The following is a 21381-nucleotide window of genomic DNA, read 5'->3' on the forward strand; positions in this document are numbered from 1 at the left end:
TGTATTTTGAGTCAGTTCTGAATAAACATTTAAATTGGGAGGATAATTATGGGTGACTCAAAGGTATTTGAAAAAATATTCTCCAGCCAATCAGATAGAGGAAATTACACTCCTTCAAAAGGATATCTAAGTTATTTTATTTCATATATTGGTTTAGAAGATGAAATTTTGTACAATCTCGAGATATTTAAGACAAAACAAAATATTGATAGTAAAAAAAATATTGCTTTATTTACTGATGCTATAGCAAATCCTAGTGATTTTGATATTATAAATTATTTTAAAAATGGACTTAAAAAATATAGAAGTAGCATGGAAGATGTAGATATAAATATTTTAGGATTTGAAGAACTTGATTATAAAATAAAGCAAGCAATAGATAGAGTGTTAAAAGATGAAGAAAAAGAATTTACTAATGATAGAGTGAAACAAAATTTTATAGTGAAAATAATGGCATGGATAAAGACATATATCGGTGCTTTAGATATAAATAAAAATGAGGCTCCAAAAATAATATTTTATGGAGATATAAAAAAGCATGAGGTTTATTTACTCTTGATATTGTACTTGGCAGGCTTTGATGTTTTATATCTTAATCCAAATTCAAAGAGTAATATAGAAATTTTAAACTTAAAAAAATACAATATAGAGTTTGAGGAAGCTAACATAATAGAAGCAAAAGTTTCTTTTGAAGAAAGGGTCATTTTAGGAGAAAAAATAGATAAAGGTTCTGTAAAAAAAGCTTTTACTGTTGGAGTAGAAGCATCAAAACGTATAAGTGAAGAATTGCTAAATGATGCAGGATTTATAAAACCTTGGCAACTTCAAGACAGAAAAATAAAAAATTTGCTTCTAAGTTCAACTGTTGATGAAATATCAATATACTGGAATCAGCCACTTAAATTAAGACCAGGATTTAAGTTTAATGATACTATCGTAGAAGCTCCCAATTTTCTTTCTAAGATTAATGGAATATATAATGATAAAAATGAATATATTAAGTTTTTAGACTTATTAAGAGATTCGGAAAGTTCAACATTTATTGAATTTAATGGAGATATAGATAGATTTTCAAAAGAGTTTACAAGAGAAGCTTTTAGTTTATCTTTTTTATTGGATTCAAAAGGTGTCATAGATAAAAGTTCTGTTTTAAATAATAAAGATTATTCCATATCGACACTAGCATTAAATCAACAAATTATGATTTTAGAAAAAGTGGAGGAATTATTAGAAGGAAGCATGTTCTTGAATGGTCTAAGTGGAGAGGACAAGATAAAAGGTCTATTTACAGTACTTCATATGGATAAGAAGTTTGTTCACATGATGAATAATTTTGATTATTCTCTTATAAATCCAAAATTGATTGTATATATGCACAAGAGTATTGTATTTGATAAAGAAATAGTTTTTCTTATGCTTTTACTTAGTAAAATTGGATTTGATATTATTATTCTATGTCCAGGAGGAGAAAATAATATAGAGAATGTTATAAATAACCAATTGATTGATATACACAGATTGGATAAAATGGTATATGACCTTAAATTAAGCTCAATTGAAAATGATATACCTTTACTTAAAAAAATTTTTGGAAAGAGGAGACGATTTTAGATGGGGATAAATATAAATAGTTTTTCAAAAGATAAGAATTCCGTAGAGGTTACTGATAATTTGCCTACAGCAGTTCAAGAAGAAAATTTCGATATAATGGAATATACAAATAATAAAAAAAATGAACTAAGAAAGTCTAAAGAAGTTGAGGCATTGACCTCTCTTATAGAAGTAGAAAATCCAGATACAATTTTACAGTTTGGTAGAAAAGCATCTGAAGGAGTAGCAAGAGTTTCTGATAGCCTTTTAAACACAATAAAATTGAATAGAAATGAAGAAAATTCTAAAATGTTGGTTCATTTAACTAAAATAATGGACAAGTTTGATTTAGACGATTTTCAAGAAACTAAGGAACCAAATTTCGTTCAAAAACTTTTCAAAAAAGCTAATAATGCAATTGAAATGATGTTTCAAAAGTATGAAACATTGGGGGGAGAAGTTGAGAAAATTCAAATTGAGCTTGAGCAATACGAAAGAGATATAGCACTTTCTAACAAGCAAATAGGAGCTATGTTAAATGAAAACTTTGAGTTTTATAATGAACTCCAAAAATATATTGTTGCTGGAGAGATGGCAATAGAAGAAATGAATAATGAAATACTACCTTTCTTTAAACAAAAATCAGAGACTAGTGGAGATCAAATGGATGTTGTTAACTATCAAGAGCTATTAAAAGTTTATGATATGTTAAATCAAAGAGTATATGATTTAAGAATAGCAGAAAATATAGCTATCCAGACAATACCTATGCTTAGAGGTATGCAACATAATAATTATGGTTTAATTAGAAAAATAAATAGTGCATTTGTTGTAACTTTACCAGTATTTAAACAATGTTTATCTCAAGCTATATTACTTAAAAAGCAAGAATTGCAAGCAAAATCTCTAAAGGCACTTGATGACAAAACTAATGAATTATTGCTTAGAAATGCACAAAATGTAAGTACTCAAAGTGCACAAATAGCTAGAATGGCTGGAACAAGTTCTGTTCAAATAGAGACATTGGAAAAAATGTATAATACTATTAAGTCTGGTATAGATGAAACTATGAGAATAGAAGAAAACAATAGAGCTTTAATTAAGGATAATACAAAGAGATTGGAAGAATTAAATACGACTATAATTTATAATAAGTAGTATTATATTAAGGGCTAATTTGTATAAAGTTGGCCCTTTCTATGTATATGAGGAGGCTATACATTGAAATATTTCGATTATATCTGCAAAGACGATTTGGAGAAAATTTTTTTGAAAGAGCCAGAAGACTTTAATGCTAAGACTGAAAAAGATGTGTTGAAATATGCACTTGGTGCTTTTTTATACGTTCCAGCTACTCAATATAATATGATTTATAAAAGTGTTATAGGGGATGTTAAGGGAGTTAGACCATTAGCTATCTGTTTAGAAGATGCTGTTGGTGCAAGTGGAGAGTTAGAGGCTATAGAAAATCTTAAATTAATTTTGAAAAATATTAATAATGAGAGTATAACAAATAAAGATGGAATACCATTAATTTTTGTAAGAATAAAAGATGTGGGGCAATTGTTGAGGATTAAAGAGATTATAATTAAAAATAGTCATACTGTAACAGGAATATTAATTCCTAAAGCAAATTCGGAGTTGATTGAAAACTGCATAGAAGTTTTGGATTCTATGAATCTTAAAGATATGTATGTTATTCCAATAATAGAGACAAGCGAATTTATATATAATGAAAAAAAAGAACTGAGTTTTACTAATTTATACAATGCTATTTTAAGACATAAGTTAAGAATACTCAGCATTAGAGTAGGTCTAACTGATATATTAGGGATGTATGGTATAAGAAGGGATAAGAACTTCTCTATATATAATAATTTGATTTGTTCTTCGTTTATACTAGACATAATTACATATCTTCAAAGACCAGAATTAGATATACCTATCAGTGGGGGAGTATCAGAGTTTTTTGATATGACAAATGAAGATATAAGAAGTAAGTATATAGAAGAAATATTACTAGATAAATATCATGGATTAATTGGAAAAACTGTAATTCATCCAATGCAAATTCAAATTGTACAAGCATTATCTACAGTATCATATGAAGATTTCACTGATGCCTTGGATATATTGGATAGTACAAATAGCAAATATGGTGTGAGTAAGGGTGTGTTAGGAGAGAGAATGAATGAAACAAATCCACATTTTTTATGGGCTAAAAAAACATTGATTCTATCTAAAATATATGGTGTATTAAATAAAGGAGTAGACTATGAAGAATTGCTTAAATTTTAATTGTGAAATTGACATTACTGATAATCCATTAAATTTAGAACTAAATGATTTTTTAGACATAGGAATAAGAAATAATAGTAAAAGACGTTTTCTGTTTATATCAAAAAAACTTGGTAAGCATTTAGCATGTAAGCCAAGTGAGATGGATAACTTAGGAAAGTTAATAGCTACAATTTATAATGAAAAAAATAAATTAACGTCAAATGGAACTGTTATAGCTTTTGCTGAGACTGGAACAGCTGTTGGGCATAGCTTTTTTGATTACTTATGTGGAGATTATGAGTTCATTCATACTACTAGAGAAAAGTTTGATGAGTTAGAAAATCTGGAATTTTTAGAGGAACATTCCCATGCAACAGACCAAAATTTATACTTTGAGATGCTTAACAACTTTAAATTTGGGGACGAGATAATATTGGTTGATGATGAGATTACCACAGCTAATACATGTATGAATATAATTAGGAAGATTCAAAGTATTTATCCTAAAAAGAAATATACTATATGCTCCATACTTAATTGGGTAAGTGATGAGAATTTAAGGAAAGTTACTTACTTAGAAAGAGAACTGGGTTGTAAGATAGAATTTGTATATTTATTTAAAGGAAATTTTAAATTTAATGTAGATGAAGATGTTATCTCAAATTACAATGATAATTATACTATTAATAAATCAGAAGCTATTTTAAGTGATAAAGTAAATTTAGTAGTAAATCATATTTATGTTGACTTAGAAGATTATATTGGAAATAAGAAATATGTAAAATATACAGGTAGATTTGGAATTAATAGAAGAGAACAATCTAGATTAAAAGAAATCGTTAAGAGAGAAAGTAAAAAAATAACTATGGTCAGTAAAGAATCTTTAAAAAATGAAAAAGAAAAGATTCTATTTTTGGGTACTGAAGAATTCATGTATATACCTATGTTGTTTGCAAAGGAAAAAGAAAATCAATGTGATGTATACTATCATTCAACAACAAGAAGTCCAATTATTAATATTGATAAAGATAATTATCCTATTAGGAGTAAGTTTATGTTAAAGAGCTTTTATAATATAGATGTTCAAAATTATATTTACAATATAGATAAACATAAATTTTCTAAGTGTTATTTATTTGTAGAGTTGAATAAAAGTGAAAATTCTTATCTAGAATTTATTGATATAATTAAAGAGACAAGTATAAAAGAATTGACTATAGTATGTTGTAGCTAAAGTATTTTGGATAATATATCACAATTTTAAGATAGGAGTTGAGTCATATGGGAGATTTTAGCACATATTCTAAAGATGATGTTATTTTTTTATTAAAAGATATATCAAATTTAATTGAGGAAGAAGGAAATAAAGAGAGAGAATTAAAAATACAAAATGGCAGACATTATTCAGAAATGATACCAATAGAGTATGAAGTTAGTGAAGATTATCTGAATTTATATCATGAGAAACTGAGAGAAAATAAAGATAAGCTTGCATTTTCTATAGGCGTTATGTGTGAAAAAATAATAAAAAAAAATGGTAATGATGTAGTGTTAGTTTCACTTGCTAGAGCAGGAACACCTATTGGTATTTTGGCAAAAAGATACTTAAGAAATAAGTATAATGTAAATTTACCTCACTATACAATCTCTATAATAAGAGATAAAGGAATAGATATGAATGCAATTGAATATATAGTAAAGAATCATCCAAGTTCAAAAATTCAATTTTTAGATGGGTGGACTGGCAAGGGAACTATATCAAAAGAACTTGAAAAAGCATGTGATGAGCTTAATGTTAAATTTAAAAAACACTTTGACTCAACTCTTGCTGTATTAGCTGACCCTGCTGGATATTCAGGACTTTATGGAATTAGAGAAGACTTCTTGATACCAAGTGCATGTTTAAACTCAACTGTTTCTGGATTAGTAAGTAGAACTGTATTAAGAGAAGATTTAATTGGTAAAGATGACTTTCATGGTGCTAAGTTCTATAGACATTTAAAAGATAAAGATGAATCTATAAATTATATAGAAACTATAGAAGAATGTTTTAAAAATCAATTTAAAAATATATCTGATGAAGTCGAAAAATGGGAAAGTGATATTATAACAAGAGATGGATATTTTGATGTTTTAAATATAAAGGAAAAGTACAGTATAACAGACATTAACCTTATCAAACCAGGTGTTGGGGAAACAACAAGAGTTTTACTTAGAAGAGTTCCATATAAGATTCTTGTTAAAGATTTGAATGACAAATCTTTAGAGCATATATTCGTATTAGCTAAAGAAAAAAATGTTGAGGTTGAACAAATGGATTTAAAAGCCTATAAATGTTGTGGAATAATAAAAAATATGAAAGATGTTTAGAAAATATATTAGACAGGAGAAGACTGAATGATTGTTTTTTCAGATTTAGACAGGAGTATTATCTACTCTGATAAATTTTTAGATACTGATAAGGAATATACTAATATAGAAATTTATAGAGAAAAAGAAATATCTTATATATCTTTAGATACTATAAATTTAATAAAGCAAATACAATATTATGGTATGTTTATACCGACAACTACTAGAACAGTAGAGCAATTTAAGCGTATAGAATTTAATAAATATGGAATTTACTTTCCTTGGAGTATAACTTCAAATGGAGGAATTATACTTAAAGATAATGAAATATTGAAATCATGGAGTGAAAAAATAGATAAATTAAAATCTGGCTATGAACCGATTGAAAGTATGATTGATAACTTTAGAGATTATTTGAATATAGATGGAATAACTAATTTTAAAGTTGCAGAAGATACATTTTTTTATATAGTTGTTGATTTCTCAAAATTTAATTTGGACTCAATCAAAGAGTACATAAATATATTGGAGTCAAAAAATTGGAGGTTCTATGTGAGTGGCAGAAAAATCTATTTTATACCAAAAGAAATTTCAAAAGAAAATGCTATAAAATACTTGACCGAAGAATTAGGAATAGAATTTTTTTATGCAATTGGAGATTCTATTATGGACCAGGGTATGCTTAATATCTCAAATAAAGCTTATGTGTTAAAACATGGTGACATAAACAAAAATGAAATAAGAAATTCATTTATATCAAGTTCTTGTAATGGAATGAGTGGAACTGAAGAGATACTATCTAGCATTTTAGATGAAAGTTGCCTGCTTAATATATAATTACTGACATATATAAATAACGAATTAGAAAAATCTGAAATAAATTATAATAAAGTTTATCATACTAATTTATTTCAGATTTTTATCAATTTATATTTAAGTAAGAATTCAATATATTAAAATGAAGGTGGAGTCATTGCCCAGACTGAGATACATACATTATCATCGTAATTTTCATATACATGTGGGATAGTACTGTTAAAATAAAAACTATCTCCTTCCTCCAATATATATTCCTTATTTCCAAGTGTTATCTTCATTTTTCCTTTTATTATATATCCACATTCTTCTCCTTCATGTGTCACAAATTCACTATTTTTTTGTGTATGACCATCTAGTGTAACAAGTATAAATTCTATTTTTTTACCAGATAAATTAGGAACAAGAAGTTCATAAAATTTTGTAGAATCATTAGTTACTATTTTTTTTCGATTGTTTTTCTTTACTACTATATCAGAGTCATCTCTTCCAATCTCATCAAAGAAATAACCTATATTTATATCAAGAGCTTTTGATATTTTCCACATTGCTACAATTGATGGAACAACCATATTGCGCTCAATTTGACTTATTAAGCCCGTACTTAAATCTGAGTTTTTTGCTAAAGTAGAGATACTGATATTTTTAGATTTTCTAAGAGCTCTAATTTTACTTCCTACGTCTATATTCATTAGATACAAACCCCCTCAGAAATGATTATAACATATAATTTCTAAAGATTAATAAAATAAAAAAAGTTTTGCAATACATGTATTTTTTCTGCTATATTGAATTTTCTGAAAAAATGCATTATAATAGTATTAATATTCAATATATTGAATATTAATATCGATATTTTAATTTAATGAAATGGAGGTAGTTAAGATGAAGAGTTTTGTAAGTCCTGATAATATTTGGGTGTTATGGGCAGTTATAACTGGCTGGGCAGCATTTAGTATTTATTTGGAACAAAAGTACAGTTGGGCATCAAAGGTGTCAGGAGCAATAATAGCTCTTGTAGGGGCAATGTTATTATCGAATCTAAATATCATACCAGTAGAGTCTGTTGTATATGACCAAGTATGGGGATATGTTGTTCCTTTAGCCATAGCTTTATTGTTATATCAATGTAACATTAAAAAGATATGGAAAGAAAGTGGAAGATTACTCGTAATATTTCTTGTAGGTTCTGTAGGAACTGTGCTTGGATCTATGATTGGATTTTTAACATTAAAAAATGTAGTACCAGATTTAAATATTGTTGCAGCTATGATGACAGGTTCTTATATAGGTGGAAATGTAAACTTTGCAGCTATGTCAGGAGCATTTGATGTACCAGGAGAATTAGTATCAGCAACAGTTGTAGCAGATAATCTTTTAATGGCATTATATTTTTTTGTTTTAATAGCTATACCATCAATTGGATTTTTTAGAAAACATTTTAAACATCCACATGTAGATGAGATGGAAAGTATAGGTGTAACTGAAGGAGAAACAATAGCAGCAAATTACTGGGGAAGAAAAGAAATATCCTTAAAAGATATAGCAATAGCTATTGGTAGTGCCTTTATAATTGTTGCAGTATCTGTAGAACTATCCACTTGGTTCAAAGCCATAATACCAACATCAAATCCTTTTTTAGCAATGTTAAATACTTTATTTGGCAATCAATATCTAATAATAACTACTTTGACTATGTTATTTGCTACATCTATGCCTAATTTCTTTAGTGATATAAAAGGAGCACAGGAGTTAGGTACATTTTTAATATACATTTTCTTTGTTGTAGTAGGTGTTCCTGCTTCAATACCATTAATAATTCAAAAATCACCATTACTACTTTTATTCTGTGGAATAATGGTACTAATAAACATGTTAGTTACATTTATAGTTGCTAAAATATTTAAGTTTAGCTTAGAAGAAGCTATTCTTGCATCTAATGCAAATATTGGTGGACCTACAACAGCAGCAGCTATGGCAATATCAAAAGGATGGTCTAAACTAGTAGGGCCAATACTTATAGTAGGGACATTTGGATACATAGTAGGAAATTATTTTGGTCTTTTAGTAGGAAATATTTTGATATAATTTTACGTGAATAAAAAAAGTTGTTTTTTTAAAAGATTTTTATATAATTGGAGGTTGTTATGATTTTCGATGGACATTCAGATACTTGGGCAGATGTAACAATAAGAAGGCTTAACGGGGAGAAAGATGTATTTAGAAGAATACATCTTGATAACTTTAAAAGAGCGAATATAGAGGGAGCTATTTTTGTAATATGGATAGACCCTCCATATGATAAAGAACCTGAAAAAAGAGTTAAACAAATTATAAGCTGTATAAAAGATGAAATTGAAGATATGAAAGATGTTGTAAATATAGTAAAAAAGTATTCAGATATAGATAAAGGTTTAACTAAGAATAAAATAAATATTTTAATAGGACTTGAAGGGTTAAGTCATATTGGAAAAAATATAGATTTAATAGATTATTTTTATAAGGAAGTTGGTGCAAGACATGCATCATTAACTTGGAATGAGCAAAATGAACTTGCTACAGGATGTTCAGGAGATGAAAATCGTGGTCTAACTGAAATAGGGAAAAAAGCAGTAAATAAGATGGAAGAATTGGGCATGATAGTAGATGTATCACACTTGAATGAAAAGTCATTTTGGGATTTAATGTCTATTGTAAGTAAGCCAGTTATAGCTTCTCATTCTAATGCTAGGAGTTTATGTGATGCTAAAAGGAACCTTACAGATAATCAATTAAAAGAAATTTCAAATACAGGTGGATTAGTAGGAATAAATAGTTTTAGAGGATTTACTAATAGTAATCCCAATAAGCAAGATTTGATACACTTAGTTGACCATATAGACTACATAGTAAATCTTATAGGTATAGAACATGTATCTTTTGGCTTTGATTTTAGTGATTACTTAGGAAAAGAGACTATAGGTTCTTTTACTGAAAATGCTAGTGTTCCAAGTGTAGATGGTCTTGAAAGTACACATACAGCACATAATATAGTAGTAGAACTTGAAAATAGAGGTTATAAAAAAAGCGATATAGATTTAATTTCTAGTGGCAATTTTTATAGACTCTTTAAAGATATACTAAAATAATATAATAAATAAATTAAATTAACAAAACATTATCTTTAAACAACAACATCTACATATTCAAATTAGTGTTTATAGTTTATTTTATAAAATTAGATTTTTAATGTTACTAGAAATTTCAATTCTAGTAACATTTTTTTGAAAAAAACAAATATATATACGTATTGACAATGATAATTATTATTGATAGACTATAAAAGTGAAAATGATAATAATTTTCATTTTAATTAAACAAAGATTTTCAAGGAGGGAGAATGAAAAAAAGGTATTTAGTCATAGGAATAATAATTTTGTCTTATTTTTCTTTATTTATAGGAGCTGAAGATATAAATATAATGCATATATTTGCAAAAAATCAGCATAAACTTATGATATTTGTCATGAGCAGAGTACCAAGGTTAATAAGTATATTGATTGCAGGTATAGGGATGAGTGTAGCAGGTCTTATAATGCAACAGATAAGTAAAAATAAATTTGTATCACCTACGACAGGAGCTACAATAGATGCAGCTCAATTTGGTATAGTAATATGTATGCTTTTAGTGCCAACTGCATCTATTTTTACAAAGACTATAATAGCGTTTATATTTTCTCTTGCAGGGACTTTTATGTTTATAAAAATAATAAGGAAGTTGCAATTTAAAAATATAATCTTTGTACCATTAGTAGGTATAATGTTTGGAAATATAATAGGGTCTATGACAGATTTTATTGCATACAAATACGATTTGAGTCAAAATGTAAGTTCTTGGATGCAAGGTGACTTTTCTATGATACTTAAAGGAAATTATGAGATATTATATATCACGATACCTCTTATAATATTAGCATATATTTATGCAAATAAATTTACTGTTGTTGGTATGGGTATGGATTTTGCAACAAACTTAGGTCTGAGTTACAAAAAAATTGTTAATATAGGTCTGATAATAGTAGCACTTGTTACAGTATGTGTAGTCGTTACAGCTGGCAATATCCCTTTTATAGGTTTAATAGTTCCAAATATTGTATCCTTATATATGGGCGATAATATAAGAGCAAGTATATGGTATACTGGTCTATTTGGAGCGATATTTGTACTTATATGTGATATTTTTGGAAGGATTATCATTTATCCATATGAAATATCTATAGGGCTTACAGTTGGTGTTATAGGAAGTATACTATTCCTTTATTTAGTGTTAAGGAGGAATGTAAATGAAGCTTAGTCTCAATCAAAAAATTTATTTTGTGAGTACATTGCTATTAATATCAATGGCACTTTTTGTAATCTATGGAATAGACATGAATCATTTAGAATATGCATTATCACAAAGAATACCAAAAATACTTGCTATGGTATTAGGTGGAGGATGTATAGCGTTTACTACTGTAGTGTTTCAAACAATTACAAATAATGAAATATTAACACCAAGTGTACTAGGATTGGATTCATTATATGTAATGATTCAAACTATAATAGTATTTATATTTGGCTCAACTAGTAGTCTGATTATAAATGAGAATTATAACTTTATCATTAATGTAACTATGATGATTGGAGCCTCAATGCTATTGTATAAAACATTATTTGAAAAGAATAAAAATAATATTTTCTTTTTAATCCTAGTAGGGATGATATTTGGAACATTATTTAAAAGTGCAACAACATTTATTCAAGTAATGATAGACCCAAATGAATTTTTAGCTTTGCAAACTAGCATAATGGCCAGTTTAAATAATATAAATACGAATGTACTGTTAATAGCATCTATAATAATTATTGCCATAATACCTTTTATATATGATGAAATAAAATATTTAGATGTATTATCATTGGGTAAAGAGCAAGCAATTAATTTAGGTGTAGATTTTGATAAAGTAGTTAAAAAAATGATAATACTGATAGCAGTTTTAGTCTCAATATCAACAGCACTTATTGGGCCTATGACATTTCTAGGGCTTTTACTTGCCAATATAACTAGAGAAATTTTTAAAACATATAAGCATAAATATTTAATTTTTGGTTCTATGTTGATAGGAATGATTACATTAATAATAGGTCAATTTTTCATACAACATATATTTAAGTTTGATACAACTTTAAGTGTAGTAATAAATTTCATAGGAGGAATTTACTTTATTCAATTACTACTAAAGGGGGCAAATAGATGATAGAGATAAAAAATATATTTAAAAAATATAAGAATAAAAATGTTGTAGATGATGTCTCTTTTAATATAGAAAAGGGAAAGATAACATCTTTTATAGGTCCAAATGGAGCTGGGAAAAGTACAGTGTTATCAATAGTTACAAGGCTTATAGGAGGTGATAGTGGAGAAGTAATAATAGAAGGAAAAAGCTTGATTAATTACAGTAATAAAGAATTGGCCAAAAAAATAGCCATTCTTAAGCAATCTAATAATATAACTTTAAAGCTTACGATAAGAGAATTAGTTGGATTTGGAAGATTCCCATATAGTGAAGGTAATCTAACTAAAGAGGATGAAAATCATATTGATGAAGCAATAGAATATATGAAGTTGACTGATATACAACATAAGTATTTAGATGAGTTGAGTGGAGGTCAAAGGCAAAGAGCTTATATAGCAATGGTAATAGCTCAAGATACAGAGTACATATTGCTTGATGAACCACTAAATAATTTAGATATGAATCATTCAGTTCAAATGATGAAGGTACTTAGAGGTCTTTGTGATGAGTTAGATAAGACTATAGTATTAGTAATGCATGATATAAATTTTGCATCATGTTATTCAGATAATATAGTTGCATTAAAAAATGGAAAAGTTGAAAAAGTAGGTCGTACAGATGAGATAGTCAATGAAAAAGTTTTAGAAGATATTTACGAAATGAGCTTTAATATTAAACATATAAATGGAAATCGAATTTGTATCTATTTCTAAAATATTATATATAGAATAAACATATCTTATAAAAAATTTTAAATCAGAATAAAGATTAACAAGAAAGAGGGAGAGATTAGTATGAATAAAAAAGCAGCAATAGTAGCAGCAGTAGCTATAGTAGGATTAGTGGCAGTATTTGCATTGGGTGGAAGTAAAAAAAATGAATCAAAAACATCAGAAAATTCAAATGATACTATAAAAATAACTCATAGTTTGGGAGAAACAGATGTAAAGTTGAAACCTAAAAAGGTAGTAGTATTTGATTATTCAGCTCTAGATACAATGGATACATTGGGTGTAGCTGATAGTCTAGTAGGACTGCCAAAGTCGAGTTTGCCAGCATCTTTAGAGAAATATAAGGATGAAAAGTATGCAGATTTAGGTGGATTAAAAGAACCAGATTTAGAAGGTATAAAGTCAGCAAATCCAGATTTAATTATAATAAATGGAAGACAGGAAGATTTTTATGAGCAATTATCAAAAATAGCACCAACAATAAGTACAAGCAAAGACAATAAGAAGTACTTAGATTCTGTTAAAAATAATATAAATAAAATAGCAAAAATATTTGGAGTAGAAGAAAAGGCCAATCAAGAGCTTAGTAAAATTGAAAAGAAAATAGAGACTCTAAATAAAAAAGTAACAGAAAGAAATTTAAATGCTTTAACTTTAATGGTGAATGAGGGTAATTTAAGTGTATTTGGTGAAGAATCAAGATTTAGCATATTATACAATAGTTTTGGATTTGAAAATAAAGATAAAAATATAAAAGAATCAAGTCATGGACAAAATATTACCTTTGAGTATATAGCTAAACAAAATCCAGAAGTTGTATTCGTGATAGATAGAGGAATAGCTACTGGTAGTGATGTAAAGGATAGTTCAACAGCAAAATCTGTTTTAAATAATGATATAATAAAATCTATGGATGCATATGAAAATGATAATATAATATATTTAGATTCGCCAACATGGTATGTAAATGATGGAGGTCTAGCATCTTTAAATAAAATGATAGATGATGCTTCAAAAGCAGTCAATAAATAAATCAACCATTTGTAGTAAACATATTTTGTTTATTACTTATTTGGGGGTGTCTCAAAATGAACTTTTTAGTTCATGAGGCACTTTTTTTTATGAAATCAAATATATTTTAATCATTTAAACAAGAAAAAGAGGCTTATCTTTTATTTTGAAACAGCTACTTTTTTATAGACTAAGCAATAATTTTAATTATAATGATAGAAATGTATTCAAAATCTAATAAAATATAAAAATATACTAGACAAAAAGAATAACTTTTAAATATAATTAAGGTGTACAGATGTATATCTATATAGTCATAAATGTATGATTTTAATAAGTATTTTGTAATTAGAAATATTATAAATTGTACTAAGAAGTAATAATCTATAAGAACTCATATGTTAGAGAAAAGCTTTTATATGTAGAGCTAATTCTAAAAATGAACTATGAAGAATAAGGTTTTATATATTCTAATTGTATAGAAAATTTTATTGGAGATTCATGTATATTATTTGAAAAAATAATATACATGAATCTCCAATAAGCGTGAAAAAAGACATAGAGAATAGAGGTATTTTATGAAGAGATTTTTGAGGGTAACTATCTTAGTTTTATTTATTTTATTGATTTCTATAAGTTTCATTTCTATTAAATTGATTCATAATATTGGTGATTATGGGAAACTGATTAATTATGTTGGTATTGTTCGTGGAGCTAGTCAACGATTGACTAAATTAGAGATGAACCATAAACCAAATGATGAATTAATAGAATATATTGATGGAATCTTAGATGAATTGATTACAGGAGATGGAAAATATGGTCTAGTAATCACTGATAGTAATAAATATAATAAGGATTTGTTTTTACTAGAAAAAAAGTGGGAAGATTTAAATATTGAAATAAAAAAAGTAAGAATGAAAGAAGATACTAGTCAGTTATTAAGTATAAGTGAAGAGTTTTTTTCTCTTGCAAATGATACAGTATTTGAAATAGAAAACTTTTCTAGAGAAAAAAGTGATTATTTAATGACTTTAATAATAATTATATCTATTATAGGCATATTAGCATGGACAATATTGATTATACAGTATAATAAAAAAATGATTAAATTGGAAAAATTAAATGTAGATTTAAAAAACATTGCATATAAAGATGAACTCACAGGGGCAAATACTATAGAAAAATTTAAATTGGATGCAAATCAAAATATCTATAGGCATAAGGATAAGAAGTTTGCTATATTCTATATTGATTTTGAAAATTTTAAATACATTAATGATATATTTGGGTATGATTATGGTGATATGATACTGAAACGATATGCTAATCTTATGATGGGTGATATTGGAAAATACGAAATATTTGCTAGAGAAATTGCAGATAGATTTGTTGCTTTAAGATGCTATGTAGATAAGGAGGATTTAGTAATAAGGCAACAAGTTGTAGATAATGAACTGATTAATATCACAAATGAAATTAAAAACAAATATAGCATTACTATTGTTAGTGGAATCTGTTGTATTGAAGATGTAAATGAAAAACTAAACATAGATGACTTAATAAATCGAGCAAATTTTGCACAAAAAACTGTTAAGAATAAACCAGGTACTAATTATGCTTTTTACAATGAAAATATTCGTAAAAAAATGATTGAAGAAAATACAATCAAGAGTAGAATACATGAAGCTATTGAAAAAAGAGAATTTATAGTTTATTTTCAGCCTAAAGTTAATTTACATAATCAAAAAATAAATTGTGCAGAAGCTTTAGTACGTTGGCTGACTCCAGATAAAGGTATTATATCTCCAGCAATATTTATTCCAGTGCTTGAAAAGGATTTTTTTATTGCTTTAGTAGATAAGTATGTTTTTGAGGAAGTTTGTAAATGGATTAGAAAGAGGTTAGATGAAAACAGACTTTTTGTTCCGATATCAGTCAATGTTTCCAGAATACAATTCTACAATACTAAATTTGTAGAAACTTACTCCAATATAAAAAATAAATACAATATACCTAAAAATACTATAGAAATTGAATTTACAGAGAGTGTAGCTTTCGAGAATCAAGAACATCTTTTGGAAATTATACATGACTTGCACGACAATGGATTTACTTGTTCTTTAGATGATTTTGGAAAAGGTTATTCATCTTTGAGTGTTTTAAAAGATTTACCATTTGACGTTTTGAAGCTTGACTCCATGTTTTTCAAGGCTAGTTTAGATAAAGATAAAGAAAAAATAGTAATAAAAAATATTGTACATATGCTAAAAGAACTGAATATCACAACTGTTGCTGAGGGTATTGAATGTAAGGAGCAAGTTGAATTTCTTAAAGATATTGGGTGTGATTTAGTTCAAGGATTTGTATTTTATAAACCAATGCCAATATTAGAATTTGAAGAAATATTGGATAAAGAATTTGTTTATAATAGCTAAAATATATTTTATAAAATATGTGTTAATTAAATAAAATTATTGTATACTGAATAAAGTTTTGCTTTATTTACTATTTAAAAATGTACAAATATATAAGTATTTGAAAAATCACCATTATATAAAAATTAAAAAGAAAATAAATAGTTGTTAGATAAAAAAGAGACCATGAGGAAATTTACTCATAGTCTCTTAAATAATATACTTATTTTCTTCCTGCAACCCATTTTAAGCCCCAATGGAACTCAGTATCCATTTCTCTGTGACCTTTAAAGTATTTAACTACCTTTTCAACACTGAATGTCTCATCATTTACATTTTCTATCAGTGCTATTGAACACATATTATAGCCATTTTTATGTTCATCAAGTTTAACAACTAAGTCTGAATCTTGTTTTTGTTTTATTGTTACAATTCCATCAGCTTCAGACCAATTGGCTACACCTTCATAGATAAAAGCATAAATAAGTATTCTTTTTATTTCTTTTATTTTATTACCATTTATTCTTAAATTTTCTCCTTGTGTATTACTTCCTGTTCGGTCATCTCCATCTAATTGAGCAAAAGGTGGATTATCTAAGCTACCAAAAGAATTGCCTAATGCCTGAACAGCACCTTTTACACCGTTTTTCATTTCAAATAGGCAACCCAAATCTAAATCTATATTGCTGCTTCTTAAAGAGCCAAAAAAACCCTTTTTTTGTACTTTTTGATTCCAATTTAAATTAACTAAAATTTCACCTAAATCGCTATTTTCCTTCTTTGTAAGATTTATTTTTTGTCCCTTTTTTAATTCTATAGCCATAGTAATTTTCCTCCACAAACATAGATTTATTTAAATGGTAGCATTTAATAAGTCAATATTCAACAATATTAGAATAATAATATTAAAATTATATTAAATATACTAAAAAATAGGAATTACAATGCCTTTGTATTTTTCTTCAATTAAGCTTCTTGCCTTATCTGATGTAAGAACATCTTGTAGAACTTTAATCTTTTCGCTATCTTTATCCTCAGTTCTAAATGCTAAAAGATTTGCATACTCATCATTTATAGGAGCTGTATAAATTCCATTTTTCTTGGCATCAAGACCAGCAGGTACTGCATAAGTAGTATCTATAAATGCAGCAGTTACATCTGGAAGCGAAGATGGAATTTGAGCAATATCTAACTCTTTGAATTGTATTCCTTTTGGATTTTCTATTATATCTTTCGGACTAACTAATCCATCACCTTTAGGCAAAGTTAAAAGTCCAATACTTTCAAGGTATCTAAGGTTCTTAGAACAAGAAGAAGGGTTATTGCTTATTGCAATTGTATCTCCTTTTTTAAAGTCATCAACAGATTTTATCTTATAAGAGTAAAGTATTGCTGGGCATACATATAGTTTTTTACCAGCCATTATTTTGTAACCTTTAGCTTTAACTGCTTCTTTTAGATAAGGTTCATGTTGGAATAGATTTGCATCAATTTCTCCATTATTTAAAGCTTCGTTTGGAAGTATGTAATCATCAAAGTTTTTAATTTCTAAAGTATATCCCTTTTCTTTAATAAGTGGTTTTAATTCTTCTAATAACTCTCCACCTGGAACTAAAGTAGCACCAACAACAATTTTTTTATCATCTTTAGGTTTAGAACATCCAACTATAGATAAAGTGAATACTAGACATAACAACAAACATAATAATTTTTTGAATTTCATATAAATTCCCTCCTGAATATAATTGATTAGTTAAAAATAAAATACTTTCTTTTATCACACTGCGAATAAAATAAGCCTGAGTTTAAACTCAGGCTTTAAAAGCTAATTTAGACTCATCTTTCAGTATAATACTGCAGGATTTAGCACCAATGTATATAAAAATATACTGGTTGCTGGGTTTCATAGGGCCAGTCCCTTCACCACTCTGGATAAGAAGTATCAATTTTTAATTATGTTATAAATATTATCATGATTTTTTATATCTGTAAACATAATTTTGTAAATATTTTAAAATCTTTAATATCCTCTATTTAACACCTAAGATTCCAGAAACTAGAATATCAGTATCAGCACCTAAGAAATAATCATTTATTTCAATAGAATCTAAAGTATTTCTTAAAGCATTTTCTTCATGTCTTGTACCAATAAGTATATCTTCAACAAATGAAACATCACGTTTTCCAAAAAAATCTCCAAAAAATTTTATAGTGGTTATTATGCCTTTATCAACATTTAAATTGAATTCAACATTTCCACCAGAATATTTTAATTCATTTGAAAGAGTATATTTTGGTGAATTACCAAAATTCCAATCCCAAGTTTCATATTTTGATTTAGTAAGTTTTTCTATTTGTTCTATATCATACTCACTTAAACAATAATTAGTATTATCAGTATTTGTTTTAGAAAGATAATTCATTATTGCATCTTTAAATTCTATTATGTTCATTTTATCTTGTAGGTGTTCACTTATATTAGTTACACGAGATTTTACAGATTTTATTCCCTTTCCTTCGAATTTTATAGGTTTAACTTTTAATGCTTTTGAAAGGTCATTTATCTCAGATGAAAATAAAAGTGTACCATGATGCATCACTTTATTTTTGTAGTTATATTGAGCATTTCCAGAAAATTTCTTACCATCTATAAGAAGGTCATTTCTTCCAGAAAATTCAGCATTGACATCTAATGTTTTAAGTAAGTCTATTATTGGTTGAGTAAATCTTTTGAAATCACTAAAACTATTATTATTACAAGCTATGAATGTAAAGTTTATATTTCCTAAATCATGAAATACAGCTCCACCACCAGATTGTCTTCTAACAACAGGTATAGAATGCTCTTTTATATATTCTAAGTTTATTTCAGAGAGTGTGTTTTGATTTTTTCCAACAATTATAGAAGGTTCATTCCTCCATAAAATAAATAAGTCTTCATCAAAGTTTTTTAGAAGATATTCTTCCATTGCTAAATTGAAATAGGGGTTTGTTTTTTCATTGTAAATTAATAACATTAAAGTAAGTCCTCCATAGAATTGATAAAATTTTTTTGATAGCATTAGTACAATTAATTTTATAATTCGACAATAATATAAAAAGTCCTTTAAATTAGAAATTTCAAACAATAAGATTATTTTTAATTGATTGTAATGTGTTTTAAACATAATTAAAAAAAATATGGTGTTTTTTGTAAAAAATAAGTAGAAATTTTTAAAACTAACTTGCAAAGTTTAAATAAATAATATATACTCAAAATATATTTAATAAAAGTGAATAGAAGGGTAGAGGCGCAATAATCTATCAGTACTAATAAGGAGTTAAGCACAAAGAATTATTAGGAAAGGAGATATTGCCGAAGTTTTATAATCGATGCTTTAAGATTATATTGCTGGGGGTACATAGAAAATGTGTACAACTGTCACAGGTTTATTTGTGGTGAGCTATCATTTAAGGAATTATATTATATTTATTTTAATATTGTTGATGTATTGTAATGTTTAAGCCTTGAGTGTTTATCACTCAAGGCTTTTTTAGTTTTATCATAACATAATACCCTGCATAGTTCACAAAATTAAAAAGAGAGGGAGATTTATATGAGAAATAAAACAAATTAATATTATTTTTCTGACGACAATTATGTTCATAATGTCAACAGTAATGGTTTTTGCAGAAGAGGATATAGACACTATTGCACTAGCTAATGCAGAAAAATTTGGAATCTTAACTTTAATAATTTGGTTTAGGAGCGATAATATCTTTTGCTACTGGAACAGCTTATGGTACAATGGGTATACTTATGCCACTGGCAATACCACTAGCATACTCATTAAATCCTGACATGTCTTATGTAATAGCAAGTACTAGTGCAGTTTTAACAGGTGCAATATTTGGAGACCATTGTTCTCCAATTTCAGATACAACAATACTTTCTTCTTTCACCTTTTATTATGATTATTTTGTTAGTTTTTAGATGATTTTAAAAAGTTATTGAAAATAATAGCGAAATATAGTAAAATAAAAGAGTGATAAGCGGATGTGGCGGAATTGGCAGACGCACTAGACTTAGGATCTAGCGCCATTGGCGTGGGGGTTCGACTCCCTTCATCCGCACTTTACAGTACTTAATTGTGCTGAAAAAAACTGGGGTTGCTGGCTTTCGGAGTGGGCTATCCCGTTTTTATTTTTTGATAAATAAATCAAATACTATATAATATCTTCTTAAGAGTATTTTTATAATAAATATACAAAAGCACGTTAAGTGCTTTTTTTGTTGTATAAAAATATATTTAAGTATAAAGTTCTATATGTTTATTAGCAATATAAAATCTTATAGTAACTTATTTTAAAAATCTTATTTTTCACAAAGATAAAATTGCAAACGATTCTATCACATGTATGAATATACTTTTAACATAATATAGTAAATTACAATATAACTTTACTTTTAGTATTTTGTATGGCATGCTAATAATAAATTAAACAAATATATTATTTCGCATTAATATATAACATACAGGTGTAAAAGTTAATAATATAAAAGTAATATAATTGATAATAAAAACTTAACAAAAAAATTAATACATAAAAAAAAATAAATATAATTTGTTGACATTTAATTGAAATATTCATACAATAAAATTGAAAATAAATATTTCCAAACGAGATTAGCGAGAGAGACCTTTTTACAAAAAGGCGCCGAAGAAGAAATTTAAGAAATGCCAATTCTTAGAGAAGCTTTCAGGCAAAAATATCGCTAATTGATGGGACTCTGGAGAGACTTAAGTTAAGATACTATAAGTCACCGAAGAAGCAAAATAATATTAAATTATTAAATCTTTCAGGTATACAAACAGGGATATATAG

General features: G+C 26.9%; 17 protein-coding genes, 1 tRNA gene, 1 pseudogene and 3 riboswitches. Of the genes and pseudogenes, 15 read left to right on the forward strand and 4 right to left on the reverse strand.

The genetic code is table 11. The features are described from left to right. Positions 1-48: 48 nt before the first annotated feature. From KGF39_RS07085 to KGF39_RS07110, 6 genes are all read left to right on the forward strand, one after another. Positions 49-1611: a YceG family protein gene (locus tag KGF39_RS07085; protein ID WP_227821743.1), complete on the forward strand. Its 1563-nt coding sequence runs from the start codon at positions 49-51 to the stop codon at positions 1609-1611. Continuing rightward, complete coding sequence (locus tag KGF39_RS07090; RefSeq protein WP_227821744.1) at positions 1612-2748, forward strand: toxic anion resistance protein; 1137 nt, start codon at positions 1612-1614, stop codon at positions 2746-2748. Positions 2749-2811: 63 nt separating this feature from the next. After that, entirely contained in the window at positions 2812-3888 is a 1077-nt protein-coding gene (locus KGF39_RS07095) for an HpcH/HpaI aldolase/citrate lyase family protein (protein ID WP_227821745.1), read from the forward strand. Then, complete coding sequence (locus tag KGF39_RS07100; RefSeq protein ID WP_227821746.1) at positions 3866-5104, forward strand: phosphoribosyltransferase family protein; 1239 nt, start codon at positions 3866-3868, stop codon at positions 5102-5104. The genes KGF39_RS07095 and KGF39_RS07100 overlap by 23 nt, the downstream gene beginning before the upstream one ends. A gap of 47 nt (positions 5105-5151) precedes the next feature. Next, positions 5152-6240: a cysteine protease StiP family protein gene (locus tag KGF39_RS07105; RefSeq protein ID WP_227821747.1), complete on the forward strand. Its 1089-nt coding sequence runs from the start codon at positions 5152-5154 to the stop codon at positions 6238-6240. Positions 6241-6267: 27 nt separating this feature from the next. After that, positions 6268-7059 (forward strand): HAD hydrolase family protein, encoded by a 792-nt coding sequence (locus KGF39_RS07110; protein ID WP_227821748.1) that lies wholly within the window; start codon positions 6268-6270, stop codon positions 7057-7059. A 116-nt stretch (positions 7060-7175) separates the two neighbouring features. Here KGF39_RS07110 and KGF39_RS07115 read toward each other — a convergent pair whose 3' ends face one another. Next, entirely contained in the window at positions 7176-7730 is a 555-nt protein-coding gene (locus tag KGF39_RS07115) for a cupin domain-containing protein (RefSeq protein ID WP_065388303.1), read from the reverse strand. Positions 7731-7923: 193 nt separating this feature from the next. Between KGF39_RS07115 and KGF39_RS07120 the strand changes: the two genes are divergently transcribed. The 7 genes from KGF39_RS07120 (at position 7924) to KGF39_RS07150 (ending at position 16536) form a co-directional block, all read left to right on the forward strand. Beyond that, on the forward strand, positions 7924-9126 hold the full coding sequence (locus tag KGF39_RS07120; protein WP_227821749.1) for a DUF819 family protein: 1203 nt from the start codon (positions 7924-7926) through the stop codon (positions 9124-9126). A gap of 59 nt (positions 9127-9185) precedes the next feature. Beyond that, complete coding sequence (locus tag KGF39_RS07125; RefSeq protein ID WP_227821750.1) at positions 9186-10166, forward strand: membrane dipeptidase; 981 nt, start codon at positions 9186-9188, stop codon at positions 10164-10166. Positions 10167-10417: 251 nt separating this feature from the next. Beyond that, on the forward strand, positions 10418-11371 hold the full coding sequence (locus KGF39_RS07130) for an iron chelate uptake ABC transporter family permease subunit (protein ID WP_227821751.1): 954 nt from the start codon (positions 10418-10420) through the stop codon (positions 11369-11371). Beyond that, positions 11361-12317, forward strand: a complete 957-nt coding sequence (locus KGF39_RS07135) for an iron chelate uptake ABC transporter family permease subunit (RefSeq protein ID WP_227821752.1) — start codon at positions 11361-11363, stop codon at positions 12315-12317. The genes KGF39_RS07130 and KGF39_RS07135 overlap by 11 nt, the downstream gene beginning before the upstream one ends. Beyond that, complete coding sequence (locus tag KGF39_RS07140) at positions 12314-13069, forward strand: ABC transporter ATP-binding protein (RefSeq protein WP_054273646.1); 756 nt, start codon at positions 12314-12316, stop codon at positions 13067-13069. The genes KGF39_RS07135 and KGF39_RS07140 overlap by 4 nt, the downstream gene beginning before the upstream one ends. 81 nt (positions 13070-13150) lie before the next feature. Next, positions 13151-14119: an ABC transporter substrate-binding protein gene (locus tag KGF39_RS07145; RefSeq protein WP_227821753.1), complete on the forward strand. Its 969-nt coding sequence runs from the start codon at positions 13151-13153 to the stop codon at positions 14117-14119. Positions 14120-14676: 557 nt separating this feature from the next. Continuing rightward, complete coding sequence (locus KGF39_RS07150) at positions 14677-16536, forward strand: putative bifunctional diguanylate cyclase/phosphodiesterase (RefSeq protein WP_054273648.1); 1860 nt, start codon at positions 14677-14679, stop codon at positions 16534-16536. 202 nt (positions 16537-16738) lie between these two features. Here KGF39_RS07150 and KGF39_RS07155 read toward each other — a convergent pair whose 3' ends face one another. The 3 genes from KGF39_RS07155 to KGF39_RS07165 form a co-directional block, all read right to left on the reverse strand. Beyond that, positions 16739-17338, reverse strand: coding sequence for a TerD family protein (locus KGF39_RS07155; protein ID WP_054273649.1), 600 nt, complete (start codon positions 17336-17338; stop codon positions 16739-16741). 102 nt (positions 17339-17440) lie between these two features. Further along, entirely contained in the window at positions 17441-18238 is a 798-nt protein-coding gene (locus KGF39_RS07160) for a MetQ/NlpA family ABC transporter substrate-binding protein (protein WP_227821754.1), read from the reverse strand. A 110-nt stretch (positions 18239-18348) separates the two neighbouring features. Beyond that, positions 18349-18454: riboswitch (SAM riboswitch) on the reverse strand. Positions 18455-18545: 91 nt separating this feature from the next. Further along, entirely contained in the window at positions 18546-19532 is a 987-nt protein-coding gene (locus tag KGF39_RS07165; RefSeq protein WP_227821755.1) for a lipoate--protein ligase, read from the reverse strand. Between the two features lie 260 nt (positions 19533-19792). Further along, positions 19793-19969: riboswitch (Lysine riboswitch) on the forward strand. A 282-nt stretch (positions 19970-20251) separates the two neighbouring features. Here KGF39_RS07165 and KGF39_RS07170 point away from each other — a divergent pair. Together KGF39_RS07170 and KGF39_RS07175 are read left to right on the forward strand one after the other, a co-directional pair. After that, a pseudogene (locus KGF39_RS07170) lies at positions 20252-20452 on the forward strand (Na+/H+ antiporter NhaC family protein); the annotation flags it as partial. A gap of 95 nt (positions 20453-20547) precedes the next feature. Further along, positions 20548-20628: transfer RNA gene (locus tag KGF39_RS07175), tRNA-Leu, on the forward strand. Between the two features lie 548 nt (positions 20629-21176). Beyond that, positions 21177-21281, forward strand: a riboswitch (glycine riboswitch). The last annotated feature ends 100 nt before the right edge of the window (positions 21282-21381 follow it).

This window comes from Clostridioides sp. ZZV14-6345, assembly GCF_020657775.1.
GTDB lineage: Bacteria > Bacillota > Clostridia > Peptostreptococcales > Peptostreptococcaceae > Clostridioides > Clostridioides difficile_D.

Excerpts from the sequence above, each read along its gene's own strand:
- KGF39_RS07150 (WP_054273648.1), top strand. The coding sequence starts at position 14,677 with ATGAAGAGATTTTTGAGGGTAACTATCTTAGTTTTATTTATTTTATTG.
- KGF39_RS07130 (WP_227821751.1), top strand. The coding sequence starts at position 10,418 with ATGAAAAAAAGGTATTTAGTCATAGGAATAATAATTTTGTCTTATTTT.
- KGF39_RS07115 (WP_065388303.1), bottom strand. The coding sequence starts at position 7,730 with ATGAATATAGACGTAGGAAGTAAAATTAGAGCTCTTAGAAAATCTAAA.
- KGF39_RS07110 (WP_227821748.1), top strand. The coding sequence starts at position 6,268 with ATGATTGTTTTTTCAGATTTAGACAGGAGTATTATCTACTCTGATAAA.
- KGF39_RS07155 (WP_054273649.1), bottom strand. The coding sequence starts at position 17,338 with ATGGCTATAGAATTAAAAAAGGGACAAAAAATAAATCTTACAAAGAAG.
- KGF39_RS07140 (WP_054273646.1), top strand. The coding sequence starts at position 12,314 with ATGATAGAGATAAAAAATATATTTAAAAAATATAAGAATAAAAATGTT.
- KGF39_RS07135 (WP_227821752.1), top strand. The coding sequence starts at position 11,361 with ATGAAGCTTAGTCTCAATCAAAAAATTTATTTTGTGAGTACATTGCTA.
- KGF39_RS07120 (WP_227821749.1), top strand. The coding sequence starts at position 7,924 with ATGAAGAGTTTTGTAAGTCCTGATAATATTTGGGTGTTATGGGCAGTT.
- KGF39_RS07100 (WP_227821746.1), top strand. The coding sequence starts at position 3,866 with ATGAAGAATTGCTTAAATTTTAATTGTGAAATTGACATTACTGATAAT.
- KGF39_RS07165 (WP_227821755.1), bottom strand. The coding sequence starts at position 19,532 with ATGTTATTAATTTACAATGAAAAAACAAACCCCTATTTCAATTTAGCA.
- KGF39_RS07145 (WP_227821753.1), top strand. The coding sequence starts at position 13,151 with ATGAATAAAAAAGCAGCAATAGTAGCAGCAGTAGCTATAGTAGGATTA.
- KGF39_RS07125 (WP_227821750.1), top strand. The coding sequence starts at position 9,186 with ATGATTTTCGATGGACATTCAGATACTTGGGCAGATGTAACAATAAGA.
- KGF39_RS07090 (WP_227821744.1), top strand. The coding sequence starts at position 1,612 with ATGGGGATAAATATAAATAGTTTTTCAAAAGATAAGAATTCCGTAGAG.
- KGF39_RS07160 (WP_227821754.1), bottom strand. The coding sequence starts at position 18,238 with ATGAAATTCAAAAAATTATTATGTTTGTTGTTATGTCTAGTATTCACT.
- KGF39_RS07105 (WP_227821747.1), top strand. The coding sequence starts at position 5,152 with ATGGGAGATTTTAGCACATATTCTAAAGATGATGTTATTTTTTTATTA.
- KGF39_RS07085 (WP_227821743.1), top strand. The coding sequence starts at position 49 with ATGGGTGACTCAAAGGTATTTGAAAAAATATTCTCCAGCCAATCAGAT.